At 69.7% G+C, this 14,377-nt stretch carries 12 protein-coding genes and 1 tRNA gene; 9 read left to right on the top strand and 4 right to left on the bottom strand.

The window, feature by feature from the left end; genetic code table 11:
• The first annotated feature begins 7 nt into the window (after positions 1–7).
• The 3 genes from ACZ42X_RS09320 to ACZ42X_RS09310 are packed head-to-tail and all read left to right on the top strand — an operon-like array spanning position 8 to position 2,598.
• Entirely contained in the window at positions 8–532 is a 525-nt protein-coding gene (locus tag ACZ42X_RS09320; protein ID WP_468286146.1) for a flavin reductase family protein, read from the top strand.
• A 56-nt stretch (positions 533–588) separates the two neighbouring features.
• Positions 589–1,848 carry an LLM class flavin-dependent oxidoreductase gene (locus tag ACZ42X_RS09315; RefSeq protein ID WP_468286143.1) on the top strand — a complete coding sequence of 420 codons (1,260 nt, stop codon included), beginning with the start codon at positions 589–591 and terminating at the stop codon, positions 1,846–1,848.
• The gene (locus ACZ42X_RS09310) at positions 1,849–2,598 is read left to right on the top strand and encodes a thioesterase II family protein (RefSeq protein WP_468286141.1); all 750 of its coding nucleotides are present in this window, start codon (positions 1,849–1,851) and stop codon (positions 2,596–2,598) included.
• 105 nt (positions 2,599–2,703) lie between these two features.
• Here the strand turns inward: ACZ42X_RS09310 and ACZ42X_RS09305 are convergent, their stop codons facing one another.
• The 4 genes from ACZ42X_RS09305 to ACZ42X_RS09290 form a co-directional block, all read right to left on the bottom strand.
• On the bottom strand, positions 2,704–3,528 hold the full coding sequence (locus ACZ42X_RS09305; protein ID WP_468287443.1) for an AfsR/SARP family transcriptional regulator: 825 nt from the start codon (positions 3,526–3,528) through the stop codon (positions 2,704–2,706).
• 26 nt (positions 3,529–3,554) lie between these two features.
• Positions 3,555–4,346: a 4'-phosphopantetheinyl transferase family protein gene (locus ACZ42X_RS09300; RefSeq protein WP_468286138.1), complete on the bottom strand. Its 792-nt coding sequence runs from the start codon at positions 4,344–4,346 to the stop codon at positions 3,555–3,557.
• A gap of 102 nt (positions 4,347–4,448) precedes the next feature.
• Positions 4,449–5,324, bottom strand: coding sequence for an AfsR/SARP family transcriptional regulator (locus ACZ42X_RS09295; protein ID WP_468286135.1), 876 nt, complete (start codon positions 5,322–5,324; stop codon positions 4,449–4,451).
• A gap of 407 nt (positions 5,325–5,731) precedes the next feature.
• Positions 5,732–5,818: transfer RNA gene (locus tag ACZ42X_RS09290), tRNA-Leu, on the bottom strand.
• Positions 5,819–6,225: 407 nt separating this feature from the next.
• On the opposite strand from ACZ42X_RS09290, the gene ACZ42X_RS09285 reads away from it, so the two are divergent.
• The 6 genes from ACZ42X_RS09285 (at position 6,226) to pknB (ending at position 14,314) form a co-directional block, all read left to right on the top strand.
• Positions 6,226–7,086, top strand: coding sequence for a DUF3662 and FHA domain-containing protein (locus ACZ42X_RS09285; protein ID WP_361424293.1), 861 nt, complete (start codon positions 6,226–6,228; stop codon positions 7,084–7,086).
• A 10-nt stretch (positions 7,087–7,096) separates the two neighbouring features.
• A complete protein-coding gene (locus ACZ42X_RS09280) occupies positions 7,097–7,606 on the top strand; it encodes an FHA domain-containing protein FhaB/FipA (RefSeq protein WP_468286132.1) in 510 nt (169 codons plus the stop codon).
• Between the two features lie 138 nt (positions 7,607–7,744).
• The gene (locus ACZ42X_RS09275; protein ID WP_468286129.1) at positions 7,745–9,235 is read left to right on the top strand and encodes a Stp1/IreP family PP2C-type Ser/Thr phosphatase; all 1,491 of its coding nucleotides are present in this window, start codon (positions 7,745–7,747) and stop codon (positions 9,233–9,235) included.
• A 27-nt stretch (positions 9,236–9,262) separates the two neighbouring features.
• Positions 9,263–10,705, top strand: a complete 1,443-nt coding sequence (locus tag ACZ42X_RS09270; protein ID WP_468286126.1) for an FtsW/RodA/SpoVE family cell cycle protein — start codon at positions 9,263–9,265, stop codon at positions 10,703–10,705.
• Positions 10,702–12,162, top strand: coding sequence for a peptidoglycan D,D-transpeptidase FtsI family protein (locus ACZ42X_RS09265; RefSeq protein WP_468286123.1), 1,461 nt, complete (start codon positions 10,702–10,704; stop codon positions 12,160–12,162). The genes ACZ42X_RS09270 and ACZ42X_RS09265 overlap by 4 nt, the downstream gene beginning before the upstream one ends.
• A 145-nt stretch (positions 12,163–12,307) precedes the next feature.
• A complete protein-coding gene (pknB, locus tag ACZ42X_RS09260) occupies positions 12,308–14,314 on the top strand; it encodes a Stk1 family PASTA domain-containing Ser/Thr kinase (RefSeq protein ID WP_468286121.1) in 2,007 nt (668 codons plus the stop codon).
• The last annotated feature ends 63 nt before the right edge of the window (positions 14,315–14,377 follow it).

Genomic DNA, 14,377 nt, shown 5'->3' with positions numbered 1-14,377 from the left:
AGTCCCCATGCCTGCGCCTGCGCGCACCGTTTTCGACCACCGGATCGCCCCGGACGAGTTCCGGCGGGTCCTCGGCCACTTCTGCAGCGGGCTGACCATCGTCACCTCGCTGGCCGACGGGCCGGACGGCGACGAGCCGGTCGGCTTCACCTGCCAGTCGTTCGCCTCGCTGTCCCTGGAGCCGCCGCTCGTCACGTTCTCCGTGGCCCGGACGTCCACGACCTGGCCGCGGATCGCACCGTCCGGCGCGTTCTGCGTCAACATCCTCACCGCGGGCCAGGAGGCCCTGTGCCGGTCCTTCGCGCTGCGTGGCGCGGACCGCTTCGACCGGGTCCGCTGGACCCCGGGTCCGGCCACCGGCTCACCCGTGCTCGCGGGGTCGCTCGCCTGGGCGGACTGCACGCTCGAGGCGGTGCATCCCGGGGGCGACCACGAGATCGTCGTCGGCCGGGTGCGCGCCGTGGAGGTCACCGGCTCCGACGACGCCCCCCTGCTCTTCTATCGCTCCGCGTTCCACCGGCCCGCGGCCTGAACGTCCCGTCCCGCGGCGGCACGGCCGCCCGCTCAGCAACCAAGGAGTCACTCCGCATGCGATTCGGTCTCATCTACCACCACCAGCTGCCCCGGCCGTGGGAGGAGGACAGCGAGGAGCGCCTGTTCAACGAGTCCCTGGAACAGATCGAACTGGCCGACAGACTCGGCTTCGACTACGCCTGGGCGACCGAGCACCACTTCCTGGAGGAGTACTCGCATTCCTCGGCCCCCGAGGTCTTCCTCGCCGCGGCCGCCGCGCGCACCAAGAACATCCGTCTCGCCCACGGCATCGTCTCCCTGCCGGCCGCGGTGAACCACCCCGTGCGGGTCGCCGAGCGCCTGGCCACCCTGGACCTGATCTCGGGCGGGCGGGTCGACTTCGGCAGCGGCGCGGGCAGTTCGCAGCTGGAGCTGGGCGCCTTCGGCGTCGACCGGGACACCAAGAAGGACCAGTGGGAGGAGTCCCTGGAGGTCATCACCCGACTGCTGACGGAGACCCCGTTCACGGGCCACCAGGGCAAGTGGGTGGATGTCCCGCCGCGCAACCTGCTGCCCAAGTCGAAGCAGAAGCCGCACCCGCCGCTCTGGATGGCCTGCAGCGCCCGTACGACCATCGAGACCGCGGCGCGCAACGGCATCGGCGCCCTCTCCTTCTCCTTCGTCTCCCCTGCGGAGGCGAAGGAATGGGTGGACACCTACTACGACATCATCGCCTCCGACGAGTGCGTCCCGGCGGGCCGCGACGTCAACCCCAACTTCTCGGTGGTCTTCCCGTTCATGTGCCACCCGGACGAGGAGACCGCCCTCGACCGTGGTCTGGACGGCGCGCACTTCTTCTCGTACTCGCTGATGCACTACTACATCACCGGTCAACACCGTCCGGGCGTCACCGACGTGTGGCAGGACTTCCAGGACAACCGCGCCTCCGTCGGTCTGACCCGTGAGCCGGCCGCGCCCGCGGACGGCGAGGAGCCGACCGCCGAGGCCAAGGCGATGCTGGAGCAGATCACCTCGCTCCGGCGTGGCATCGGCACCCCGGAGCAGGTCGCCGAGGTCATCCGCCAGTACGAGCAGGCGGGCGTCGACCAGCTGATCTTCTCGGTGCAGGTCGGCAAGAACCGGCACGAGCACATCCTGGAGTCGCTCGAGCTCTTCGCCCGCGAGGTGATGCCGGAGTTCGTCGAGCGTCGCGAGGCCCGTGAGACGGCCAAGCGGGAACGGCTCGCCGCCCCGGTGAAGGCGGCGCTCGGCCGGATCCGGAAGAACGCCGTGGACGTGTCCGACTACGTGATCTCGCCCGAGCTGGGGGCGTGAGTGGCCGAGCAGACGACCGTCGACACCGGGACGTGGGTCCGGCGCTTCCACCCCGCCGCCGACGCCCCTCATCGCCTGATCTGCTTCCCGCACGCGGGAGGCTCGGCATCGTTCTACTTCCCGGTGTCGCAGGCGATGTCACCGGACGTCGACGTGCTGGCGATCCAGTACCCGGGGCGTCAGGACCGGCGTCACGAGCCGTGCCTGGACTCCATACCGGCGCTCGTCGACGCGCTGGTCGACGAGGTGCGCCCCTGGTTCGACCGGCCGGTTTCGTTCTTCGGGCACAGCATGGGAGCCTCGCTGGCGTTCGAGCTGGCGAGTCGGCTGGAAGCGGACGGGCTCACGCTGCACGGTCTGTTCGCCTCGGGCCGTCGCGCCCCGTCGACCACGCGTGACGAGCGGGTCCACCTGCGCGACGACGACGGGCTCATCGCGGACGTCACGCGGCTGAGCGGCACCGACAGCCAGGTGCTGGGCGACCCGGAGATCCTGCGCATGATCCTGCCGGCGATCCGGGCCGACTACCGGGCGGCCGAGACGTACCGGTGGGCCGGGGGGCCGCGGCTGAGCTGCCCGGTGTTCGCCCTGACCGGCGACGCCGACGCACAGGTCACGCTCGACGAGGCGCGCGCCTGGGGGGAGCACACCAGCGGCGCGTTCAGCCTGCAGGTGTTCCCCGGCGGCCACTTCTATCTCAATGCACAGGCGGCCCAGGTCATGGCGGCGATCCGCGCTCACCTTCGCTGATCTTCCCCGCCCCTTGCGAAGCTGCGGAATCCGGGCCACGGTATCCCCATCCGGGCCCGGATTCCGCTGATCTTCCCCGCCACTCGGACGCGGAAAGGCGGGCCGTCACGCCGCGAAGAGGTCGTACGTCGAGGTGCGGCGCGGTCCCGCCTGCACGTCCAGCAGCGGGTCGACGGAGAGCATGGCCTGGTGCAGCCGCTGAAGCTGAGGCGAGGGCTCCAGTCCGAGCTCGTCGATCAGCCGCTCCCTCAGTCTCCGGTAGACGTCGAGCGCTGCCGCCTGCCGTCCCGACCGGTACAGCGCCACCATGACCTGGGAGTGCAGCCCTTCGTGCTCGGGATGACGCGCCGTCAGCTCGGTAAGTTCGGCGATGAGTTCGGCATGGCGACCCAGTCTCAGGTCGGCGTCGATACGCCGCTCGATGGTGGCCAGCCGGCTCTCCTCCAGCCGTCTCATCTCCAGCTCGAGGATGGGCCCGACACGTACGTCGACCAGGGCGGACCCTTGCCACAGGTCGAGCGCCGCCCTGAACCGCCGGGCCGCCATCTCGTCGTCACCCGTCTCGAACGCGGCATGCCCCGCGCGCGCCAGCCGCTCGTAGTCGTGCACGTCGACACCGCCACCGTCGGGAATCTGCAGCAGATAGCCGCCGTGCCGGGTGGCCAGCACATCCTTCGCGCTGCCGGACGCGCTCGGCCCCATCGCGGTCGCCATCCTCCTGCGCAGCTGCAGGATGTACGTCCGCATGGTGGAGAGGGCACTCGCCGGCGGCTCGGTTCCCCATATCTCGTCCATCAGCAGGGGCACGGTCACCACACGTCCCGCGTACAGCGCCATCAGCGCCAGGATCTGCCGCGGTTTGGCCGCTGTCGGAACGAACGATCCCCCGTTGACCTCGGCGCTCAACGGACCCAAAATCTGAATCTTCACGGTCTCCACCATCGTGATCGAGCTCCTCATCGATATGCGTCCGGCGCCCCGACCGGTTCGGGCAGAGCGACGTGGTGGGTCGGCGACCGGCCCCAGGGGAAACCGTGGTGCAGTCGCAGTACCGCACCCCGGCCGTCGTCGTCCTGCAGAGCGACGGCGGCGAGCACACCGGGGAGCGGTTCGAGTTCGATGAACCGCCACCGCCCGGCCCGGTCGTCCCCCGGCGGCCGGAAACCCTCGACCCCGCGGTTCTCGGCCAGTGCGAAGGAGAACGTGTCGAAAGGCAGGCGGAGCCCCAGGCCGCGCGCCTTGGAATACGCCTCCTTCAGAGTCCACAACCGCATGGCACGCCGGCGGCGCGGACGCCCCCACGGCGCCCTGGCCACCCAGTCCCGTTCCTCGGGGCTGAGCATCTCCACGACGGCGTCGATGGAGCGCTCCTCCCGGTCGAGGCGCTCGGCGTCGACACCGATGCGGCTCCCGCGCACGGTGCCCAGCAGGTTCAGGCCGTTCACGTGGGAGAGGTTGAAGTCGAGGTCCCCCGCACCGCGGGGCAGTCCGCCGTCCGGGTGCTGCAGGAAGGGCCTCCCGCGGGCGGAGCGCCGTATGACGAGTTCGGCCTCGGGGATTCCCGACTCCAGGGCGAGGGCGCGCCGCACCAGGGTGTGCGCGACCACGTACTGCCGGCGGTCGCGTTCGTGCAGGAACCGGTCGGCTACCTGCTTCTCGTGTTCGTCGAGCCAGTGCCGGGCCAGCACGCCGGCCACGCCCGGAGCCAACTCCTCGTTGGGGCAGATCCACAGATTCACCGGCGTCACGGGAACTGGCTGATCACTGGTCATGCTGGGCGTCTCCAAGCATCGTCGCAGTCTGCCGTGGGGCAGCCAACTGGCGGCCGGAGGAGCCCTGCGGCGTCTCCGTTACCCGGCGTCAGATAAACTGCGGGAGATACATGGGGCGAGCCCACGCTCGGGCTTCGCGGACAAGGCGGCCAGCGGGTCCGACGACAGCGGCGTCTCGGGGTCGGCCATGAGGATCGACTGCTGGAGCCGCTGTAACGGCGTGGACGGCTCCAGTCCGATCTCCCGTACGAGGGTGCCGCGCAGCCGGTGGTAGGCGTCGAGTGCCTCACCGCGCCGCCCCGAACGGTACAGCGCCAGCATGAACTGGGCATGCAGGTTCTCGTGAGCGCGATAACGGCCCGTCAACATGGTGAGTTCCGCGAGGAGTTCGCGGTGCCGTCCGAGGTGCAGGTCGGCCTCGATGCGAAGGCCGAGTGCGCAGAGCCGGCTCTCCTCCAGGCGCAGGGCTTCCATCTCCAGCTGCGTGCCCGTCTGCACGTCGGTGAAGGCGGAGCCGGTCCACAGCCCCAGGGCGTCGCGCAGCTTGCGGGCGGCGCCCGCGTAGTCCCCGGTGTCCATGGCGCGGCGCCCGGTGTCCGAAAGTCGCTCGAACTCGCGTACGTCGCTTGTACCTCCGCCGGAAACCAGTAGGTACCCGCCGGGCAAGGTCGTCAGCACGTCCTTGGCGTCGCGCGGCCCTCCGTCGGAGGGACCGTCCTTCACCAGTGCGGTGGCTATGAGCTCACGCAGTTGCATGACATAGGTCTGCAGGGCGGTACGTGCGCTACGAGGAGGCTGTCCCGACCACAGGTCCTCGATGAGTTCCGTGACCGGCACCACCTGGTCGGCGTGGAGCGCGAGAAGCGCGAGCACCTGCCGAGGTTTGGGTGCGGTCGGGGCGATGGACACCCCGTTCTCCGTGACGCACAAGGCGCCCAGTAAGTTGATGTCCACGCCGTCTCCCCCTGATCCGCGTGCGACGTCCAGCCGGGCCGATAAAAAAGCAGCACAGCGAGTATGTCAAGTCGTTACTTCGCTCCCAGGCTCCGTCACAACGCCTCACGTTCCCTTCACCTCGGACGCACAGGGAAATGACACGTGTACTGAGAGTATCATTGCCGTTACATATGCAGCACAACGCAGCGTGACCAGGGGATTCATCAAATCGGGCGCTGCACGCAAGGACCGCGAAACACACCGTCGTGCGGATTCGATGACGGGCGCTGACGGGCGCCACGCACGCGGTGGACCGGCCGGCCATGAGCCGACGTAGGGCAGACACACGTGCAAGCAAAGAGACGGGCCCATCGTGATCACGATGGGCCCGTCTCTACGGTGCTACAAGGACACTCGGTGTCCCCTGGTGCGCGAGGGGGGAGTTGAACCCCCACGCCCTTTCGGGCACTGGAACCTGAATCCAGCGCGTCTGCCTATTCCGCCACCCGCGCATTGGGTGTTGCCGCTGTCGGCCCCGGTTTTTCGGCCGGAGCGCCTTGCGACATCAGAAGATTAGCACGTCGCCAGGGGTGGGTTCACATCCGTTTGTTTCGGCGCCCCGGCCCCCGAACAGAGACAGGGGGGAGGCGCGGGCGGAGGGGCAGGCGGAGAGCCACCGGGAAAGAGGGGAGGGGAGGGGGGAGGGCGAAGACGACGGGGAGGCGGCGAACCGGATCCCGCCGTACCCACTCCTCCACGGTGCACCCGGGGTGCGGGACACTGTCAGGAGGCCCCCTCTACGATCCGTGTGAGAGGTGACACTCATCCACAGGCCAGAGAAGGGGAACCAGCCGATTTCCCGACGCGTGGATACGATCAGTAAGCAGTACCAGGACGGCAACGACGGAGGAGGTGCCCCATGGGAGTCCTGAAGCGATTCGAGCAGCGACTCGAAGGCCTGGTCAACGGCACCTTCGCCAAGGTCTTCAAGTCCGAGGTCCAGCCCGTCGAGATCGCGGGCGCCCTCCAGCGGGAGTGCGACAACAACGCGACGATCTGGAACCGCGAGCGGACCGTCGTGCCGAACGACTTCATCGTCGAGCTGAGCGCGCCGGACTACGAGCGCCTCAGCCCGTACTCGGGCCAGCTCGGCGACGAGCTGTCCGGCCTGGTCCGCGACTACGCCAAGCAGCAGCGGTACACCTTCATGGGACCCATCAAGGTCCACCTGGAGAAGGCCGACGACCTCGACACCGGGCTGTACCGGGTGCGCAGCCGCACCCTCGCGTCGAGTACGTCACAGTCGCAGTCACCCGCGGGACCGGCAGGCCCCGCAGGCCCGGCCGCACCGGCCGGCCCCGCACCGAGCGGTCGCCCCGGCGGTTACGGATACCCTCCGGCCGGCGCCCCTCCCATGCCCGCGGCGCCGCCGCCGGGCATGAACCGTCCGCCCGCCGCCGGCCGCCCGCCGGCCGGTCCGGGCCCCATGCCCGGCGCCCAGGTGCGCCGCTGGATCGAGATCAACGGCACGCGCCACCAGATCTCCCGCCCGACGCTCGTGCTGGGTCGCAGCACCGACGCCGACGTGCGGATCGACGACCCCGGCGTATCGCGCCGCCACTGCGAGATCCGGACCGGAACGCCCTCGACGATCCAGGATCTCGGGTCCACCAACGGCATCGTGGTGGACGGGCAGCACACCACCCGCGCTACGCTCCGCGACGGCTCGCGGATCGTCGTGGGCAGCACCACCATCGTTTACCGGCAAGCCGAAGGGTGAAGCGGGGGCAATGTCAGAGCTGACCCTCACGGTCATGCGGTTGGGTTTCCTCGCCGTACTGTGGCTGTTCGTCATCGTGGCCGTCCAGGTCATCCGCAGCGACCTGTTCGGTACGCGCGTCACACAGCGCGGTTCGCGCCGTGACGCCGCGCGCCCGCAGCAGGCGGCACGGCAGGGTTCCGCCCCGCCGCCCCAGCGCCAGCAGGCCGGCCGCCAGCGCCGTGGCGCGCCGACCAAGCTGGTCGTGTCCGAGGGCAGCCTGACCGGCACCACGGTCGCCCTCCAGGGCCAGACCATCACCCTGGGCCGTGCGCACGACTCCACGATCGTGCTGGACGACGACTACGCCTCCAGCAGGCATGCCAGGATCTACCCGGACCGTGACGGCCAGTGGATCGTCGAGGATCTCGGGTCCACCAACGGCACGTATCTCGACCGGACCCGACTCACCACCCCGACCCCCATTCCGCTGGGCGCGCCGATCCGCATCGGCAAGACCGTCATCGAGCTGCGGAAGTAGTACGACAATGAGCGAGCGGAGCGAGCGAGCCGCAGCGGTGGCGCCCACAGGCGACCGGCACCGGCTCCCGACCGGAGGGTGGGCAGTGTGGCTCGAGACCGGCTGTACCCCGAGGCAGAGTCGACAGGGCAGGTGCGCATGAGCCTTTCACTGCGCTTCGCCGCCGGATCGCACAAGGGCATGATCCGCGAGGGCAACGAGGACTCGGGTTACGCCGGTCCCCGCCTGCTCGCGATCGCCGACGGCATGGGGGGCCAGGCCGCCGGCGAGGTCGCCTCCTCCGAGGTGATCTCCACGATCGTCACCCTCGACGACGACGTCCCCGGCTCGGACATCCTCACCTCGCTCGGCACGGCCGTGCAGCGCGCCAACGAGCAGCTGCGGATGATGGTCGAGGAGGACCCGCAGCTGGAGGGCATGGGCACCACCCTGACCGCCCTGCTGTGGACGGGCCAGCGCCTCGGCCTGGTCCACGTCGGCGACTCGCGCGCGTACCTGCTGCGCGACGGCGTGCTGACGCAGATCACGCAGGACCACACCTGGGTGCAGCGGCTGGTCGACGAGGGCCGCATCACCGAGGAGGAGGCCACCACCCACCCGCAGCGCTCGCTCCTGATGCGCGCCCTGGGCAGTGGCGACCACGTCGAGCCGGACCTGTCCATCCGCGAGGTGCGGGCCGGGGACCGGTACCTGATCTGCTCCGACGGCCTGTCCGGCGTCGTCTCCCACCAGACGATGGAGGAGACCCTCGCCAGCTACCAGGGCCCCCAGGAGACCGTCCAGGACCTGATCCAGCTCGCGCTGCGCGGCGGCGGCCCCGACAACATCACCGTGATCGTCGCGGACGTCCTGGACGTGGACGGCGGCGACACCCTCGCCGGACAGCTCAGCGACACCCCGGTCATCGTCGGCGCGGTCGCCGAGAACCAGCCCCAGCTGAACGACGGCGGCGCCATGGAGACGCCGGCGGGCCGCGCCTCCGGCCTCGGCCGCCCCGCCCCCCAAGCGCCGCAGGGGGGCTTCGGCCCGCCCGGCAGCGGCGACGACCTCGGCTACGACGGCATGCCGCCCGAGGGCTCCTTCGGCGCGTACGGCGACGACGACTTCACCAAGCCCCGCAAGAACCGCGTCTGGCTGAAGCGCTCCTTCTACATCGTGCTCGCGCTCGCCGTGGTCGGCGGCGGGCTGTACGGCGGCTACCGCTGGACGCAGACGCAGTACTACGTCGGCGCCAACGACGGGCATGTCGCGCTCTACCGCGGCATCAGCCAGGACCTGGCCGGGGTCTCGCTCTCGGAGGTCGAGAAGGACCACCCCGAGATCGAACTCAAGTACCTCCCCGACTACGCGCGCAAGACGGTCGAGGACACCATCATCGGCGGCAGCCGCGCCAAGGCGCAGGCGAAGATCGACGAGCTGGCCGTCCAGGCCTCCGCCTGCAAGAAGCAGGAGCAGCGCCGGGAGGCGGCGGACCGCGCGAACGCCGCACCGCCCGGTGAGGGCCAGGCCGGCGGCACGACCGGCGTCCCCACCACCACCAAGCCCACCGCAGCCACTGCCACTCCTTCCCCGGGCCCCAGCCTCTCGGAGGAGGAGCAGAAGCTGGCCTCGAACTGCGGCAAGCAGTAAGGACCCGTAGGGGGGCCTTTCACCACCATGAGCGTTGTCACCAACACGACCACCATCGGCGCGATCGACCTGCCGAGCCGCCGCAACACCGAACTGGCGCTGCTCGGCTTCGCCGTCGCGATCCCGGTGTTCGCGTACCTCAACGTCGGCCTGGCCCTGGACGGCAAGGTCCCGACGGGCATGCTCGGGTACGGCGTCGGGCTGGCGCTGCTCGCGGGTGTCGCGCACCTGCTGGTGCGGAAGTTCGCGAAGTACTCCGACCCGATCCTGCTGCCGCTGGCGACGCTGCTCAACGGCCTGGGCCTGGTGCTGATCTGGCGGCTGGACCAGTCGCCCCGGGTGATCGCCAGGTCGATGCGGCAGTTCGGCAGTTACAGCCCGGACGCCCCCAAGCAGCTGATGTACTCGGCGATCGGCGTCGCGCTGTTCCTGCTGGTGCTGATGCTCCTCAAGGACCACCGCGTCCTGCAGCGCTACACGTACATCTCCATGGTGGCGGCGATCGTCCTGCTGCTGCTGCCGCTCGTCCCGGGTCTCGGCACCGACGTCTTCGGCGCCAAGATCTGGATCAAGGTGGGTCCGTTCTCCATCCAGCCCGGTGAGTTCGCGAAGATCGTGATCGCGGTCTTCTTCTCCGGCTACCTGATGGTGAAGCGCGACGCGCTCGCGCTGGCCAGCCGCCGCTTCATGGGGCTGTACCTGCCGCGCGGCCGCGACCTGGGCCCGATCCTCACCATCTGGGCCGTCAGCCTGCTCATCCTGGTCTTCGAGAACGACCTCGGTACGTCGCTGCTGTTCTTCGGCATGTTCGTGATCATGCTGTACGTGGCCACCGAGCGGACCAGCTGGATCATCATGGGTCTGCTGATGGCCGTGGGCGGCGCGGTGGTCGTCGGCTCGACCGCCACCCACGTCAAGTCCCGCGTCGCCGCCTGGCTCGACCCGTTCGAGTGCATCAAGACGGCGCCCGAGGGCTCCAACATGGCGGCCGCCTGTGACCAGATGTCCCAGGTGCTGATGTCCTTCGGCTCCGGCGGCACCCTCGGCGCCGGACTCGGCCAGGGCAACTCCGACCTCATCGGCTTCGCCGCCAACTCCGACTTCATCTTCGCCACCGTCGGCGAGGAGCTCGGCCTCGCGGGCGTCATGGCGTTCCTGCTGATGTACGCGCTGATCGTGGAGCGGGGCATCCGCACCGCGCTCGCGGCCCGCGACCCGTTCGGCAAGCTGCTGGCGACCGGCCTGTCGGGCGCCTTCGCCCTCCAGGTCTTCGTGGTGGCCGGCGGCGTCATGGGCCTCGTCCCGCTGACCGGTATGACCATGCCGTTCCTCGCGTACGGCGGCTCGTCCGTGATCGCGAACTGGGCCCTGATCGCCATCCTGCTGCGGATCAGCGACACCGCGCGCCGTCCCGCGCCGGCCCCCGCCCCGTCCCCCGACGCCGAGATGACCCAGGTGGTCCGACCGTGAACAAGCCCCTGCGCCATATCGCGATCTTCTGCGGCCTGCTGGTGCTCGCCCTGCTCATCCGGGACAACTGGATCCAGTACGTCCGGGCGGGCGAGCTCTCCACGCACGCGAGCAACAAGCGGGTCATCATCGAGCGGTACGCCAACCCGCGCGGCAACATCATCGTCGACGGCAAGCCGATCACCGGCTCCATCGACTCGAAGGACCCCTTCTACAAGTTCAAGCGCACCTACATCGACGGCCCCATGTGGGCGCCGGTCACCGGCTACGCGTCGCAGGCGTACGACGCCAACCAGATCGAGAAGCTCGAGGACGGCATCCTCACCGGCAACGACGACCGGCTCTTCTTCGACCGCACCATGTCGATGTTCACGGGCGACAAGAAGCAGGGCGGTGACGTGATCACCACCCTCAACGGCGCCGCGCAGAAGGCCGCCTTCGAGGGCCTCGGCAAGAAGAAGGGCGCCGTCGCCGCCATCGAGCCGTCCACCGGCAAGATCCTGGCGCTCGCCTCGACCCCGTCGTACGACCCGTCCACCTTCGCCGGCTACAGCGCGAAGGACGAGGAGGCGTGGGTCGCGCTGGAGAAGGACAAGGACAAGCCGAAGCTGAACCGCGCGCTGCGCGAGGTCTACCCGCCCGGCTCCACCTTCAAGGTGCTGACCGCCGCGGCGGCGCTGGAGGCGGGCAAGGTCACCGACATCAACGCACCGACCGACACGCCGGACCCGTACATCCTGCCCCACACCCGCCGCGAGATGGTCAACCACGCCCAGGGCTGCGAGAACGCCTCGCTCAACCGGGCCATGGAGGTCTCCTGCAACTCGGTCTTCGCCAAGCTCGGTGACGAGGTCGGGCGTGACGAGATGGTGAAGATGGCGGAGAAGTTCGGCTTCAACAACGGGGAGATCGACACCCCCGTCCGCGCCGCCAAGTCGGTCTACGACACGCAGATGGACCGCCCGGGCAACGCGCTCTCCTCCATCGGGCAGTTCAACACCGCGGCCACCCCCCTCCAGATGGCCATGGTCACGGCGGCCATCGCCAACGACGGCAAGCTGATGAAGCCGTACATGGTCGACCGCGTCACCGGCCCCGACCTCGACGTCCTGGAGACGACGGAGCCCGAGGAGATGAGCCGGCCCATGTCGGCGAAGACCGCGCAGCTGGTCCAGCAGATGATGGAGAACACCGTCAAGAACGGCACCGGCGGCAAGGCGGCCATCGAGAACGTCACGGTCGGTGGCAAGACGGGTACCGCCCAGCACGGCGAGAAGAACAAGGCCCGCCCCTACGCGTGGTTCATCTCATACGCGAAGGACGACAGCGGCTCTCCGGTCGCCGTAGCGGTTATCGTCGAAGACTCCGACGCGACCCGCGACGACATCAGCGGTGGCGGCCTGGCCGGACCCATCGCCCGCGATGTGATGAAGGCGGTTCTGGACAGCAAGAAGTGACGGCTGTGGCTGTGTACCGGTCGCGTATCAGCTGGCGGTCGCGGTCCGCTCGGCTCGCCGTGGCCGGTAGCGTATGCGCGGACAGCACACCGCCGGACCACACAGAGGGGTGCGGTCGGGACTGACGGAGAGGGCTGGAACAGTTATGGAAGAGCCGCGTCGCCTCGGCGGCCGGTACGAGCTGGGCTCGGTGCTCGGCCGCGGTGGCATGGCGGAGGTCTACCTCGCCCACGACACCCGGCTCGGTCGCACCGTCGCCGTGAAGACGCTGCGGGCCGACCTCGCCCGTGACCCGTCCTTCCAGGCCCGGTTCCGCCGTGAGGCCCAGTCGGCCGCCTCGCTCAACCACCCGGCGATCGTCGCGGTCTACGACACCGGCGAGGACTACGTCGACAACATCTCCATCCCGTACATCGTGATGGAGTACGTCGACGGCTCCACCCTGCGTGAGCTGCTGCACTCCGGGCGCAAGCTGCTGCCCGAGCGCACGCTGGAGATGACGGTCGGCATCCTCCAGGCCCTGGAGTACTCGCACCGCGCCGGCATCGTCCACCGCGACATCAAGCCGGCCAACGTCATGCTGACCCGCACCGGCCAGGTCAAGGTCATGGACTTCGGCATCGCCCGCGCCATGGGCGACGCCGGTATGACCATGACGCAGACGGCCGCCGTGATCGGCACCGCCCAGTACCTCTCCCCGGAGCAGGCCAAGGGCGAGCAGGTCGACGCCCGCTCCGACCTGTACTCCACCGGCTGCCTGCTGTACGAGCTGCTGACCGTGCGCCCGCCCTTCGTCGGCGACTCGCCGGTCGCGGTGGCGTACCAGCACGTGCGCGAGGAGCCGCAGCCGCCGAGCAACTTCGACCCCGAGATCACGCCCGAGATGGACGCCATCGTCCTGAAGGCACTGGTCAAGGACCCGGACTACCGCTACCAGTCGGCCGACGAGATGCGCGCCGACATCGAGGCGTGCCTCGACGGCCAGCCGGTCGCCGCGACCGCCGCCATGGGCACCGTCGGCTACGGCGGGTACGCCCCCGACGAGCAGCCGACGACGGCGCTCCGCCAGGCCGACCCGGCCGGGCAGACGTCGATGCTGCCGCCCGTGAACCCGGACGACGGCGGCTACGGCTACGACGACCGCCCGGACCGCCGCCGCCAGCGGAAGTCGAGCACCTCGACCGTCCTGCTGGCCCTGGCGGGCATCCTGGTGCTGGTCGGCGCGATCCTGATCGGCCGCGCCGTCTTCGACAGCAAGGAGGGTGGCGCCAATCAGATCCCGGTGCCGAACCTCGTCGGTCAGACGCTGCCGAAGGCGCAGAAGCAGGCGGACAACGTGAGCGTCAAGGTGTCCCAGGCCGGCACCGAGCGCTGCGACCAGCCCAAGGACAGCATCTGCCGGCAGGCCCCCGCGGCCGACCCGGGCGCCGAGATGAAGGAGGGCGAGACCATCCAGGTCTGGCTCTCGGAGGGCGCCCCGAAGATCGAGGTGCCGGACGTCACGGAGAAGTCCGAGGAGAGCGCGCGGCAGGCGCTCCGGGACAAGGGCTTCGAGGTCGACGTGAAGTACGAGGAGTCCGAGCAGCAGCCGGGCGAGGTCATCCGGCAGAGCCCGGACGGCGGCACCCAGCAGGAGAAGGGCGCCACGATCACCCTCACGGTCTCCAAGCAGGCCCAGGTGAACGTGCCCCCGGTCACCGGCCAGCAGTTCGACGCGGCGAAGAGCCAGCTGGAGACGCTGGAGTTCAAGGTCAAGCGGGAGGACGTCGACTCCGACCAGCCCGCGGGCACCGTCCTGGACCAGAACCCGGCGGGCAACAGCAAGGCCCCGAAGGGCAGCGAGATCACCCTGAAGGTCTCCAAGGGCCCGCAGCAGCAGGCCCAGGTGCCGCAGCTGGTCGGGCAGCAGCTCGGCCAGGCCAAGCAGGCGCTCCAGCAGGCGGGGCTCCAGCTCGGCAACGTCGACGGCCCGAAGGACGACACCGCCTTCGTGATCGCCCAGGACCCGCAGCCCGGCACCCCGGCCCAGCCGAACCAGCCGGTCAACGTGAAGACCGTGGGCGGCAACGGCAACGGCAACGGCAACAACGGCGACGAAGGCGACGGCGGCTTCTTCGGCGGCCCCTCCGGCGCCATCCTGCCCAAGGACTGACGCGTACGACGGAGCCCCGGCACCCACCTCGGTGAGGGTGTCGGGGCTCTGTCGTACGCGGGG

Source organism: Streptomyces sp. NPDC030862 (genome assembly GCF_055571835.1).
The sequence above is the reverse complement of the archived record's forward strand: the minus strand, read 5'-3'. Positions and strand labels throughout refer to the sequence as shown.

Bases quoted from the DNA above. Each gene is read 5' to 3' on its own strand.
- ACZ42X_RS09280 (WP_468286132.1), top strand. From the start codon at position 7,097: ATGTCAGAGCTGACCCTCACGGTCATGCGGTTGGGTTTCCTCGCCGTA.
- pknB (WP_468286121.1), top strand. From the start codon at position 12,308: ATGGAAGAGCCGCGTCGCCTCGGCGGCCGGTACGAGCTGGGCTCGGTG.
- ACZ42X_RS09285 (WP_361424293.1), top strand. From the start codon at position 6,226: ATGGGAGTCCTGAAGCGATTCGAGCAGCGACTCGAAGGCCTGGTCAAC.
- ACZ42X_RS09320 (WP_468286146.1), top strand. From the start codon at position 8: ATGCCTGCGCCTGCGCGCACCGTTTTCGACCACCGGATCGCCCCGGAC.
- ACZ42X_RS09275 (WP_468286129.1), top strand. From the start codon at position 7,745: ATGAGCCTTTCACTGCGCTTCGCCGCCGGATCGCACAAGGGCATGATC.
- ACZ42X_RS09315 (WP_468286143.1), top strand. From the start codon at position 589: ATGCGATTCGGTCTCATCTACCACCACCAGCTGCCCCGGCCGTGGGAG.
- ACZ42X_RS09270 (WP_468286126.1), top strand. From the start codon at position 9,263: ATGAGCGTTGTCACCAACACGACCACCATCGGCGCGATCGACCTGCCG.